This window comes from Enterobacter sp. IF2SW-B1 (assembly GCF_001743375.1).
Taxonomy (GTDB): Bacteria; Pseudomonadota; Gammaproteobacteria; order Enterobacterales; family Enterobacteriaceae; genus Enterobacter; species Enterobacter bugandensis.
Window position 1 is genome coordinate 1 of the sequence record NZ_MJAA01000404.1, and the last position, 351, is coordinate 351.

Below are 351 nucleotides of genomic sequence, written 5' to 3' on the forward strand. Positions count from 1 at the left end.
CGGTGTTTTTTTAAGCGCCGTAGAGAAAGATTTACCGCTGGGCCAGCACAGGGTATCTTACGCCGCTGTTTAAAGGAGAACGCCATGACATCGCCACAGCCGGGATAGCCGCCCCGCAATCGCCCCCGCCACGGCGGCCTCGACGTAGGTTATTTTGTCTTTTTCTTGATTGTTCATTGTTTAACCCCATTTTAAAAGATGGGTATAACCCGATTTCAGGAGGATGTGAGGGCGTCCGGTTGGGCGACTGACGACGCCGTTAACGAACAGATCAACAGTACCATTGAAGAGGCGGTGGCGCGCGCTCGCGGTGAGATTCCGCGCGGCGAAAGTTTGAAGGAGTGCGAAGAA

Annotated in this window: 1 pseudogene; it reads left to right on the top strand. The window is 54.1% G+C overall.

Going from position 1 to position 351, the window contains the following annotated elements:
* Nucleotides 1–198: 198 nt before the first annotated feature.
* Nucleotides 199–351 (top strand): annotated as a pseudogene (locus A6013_RS27735) (hypothetical protein); the annotation flags it as partial.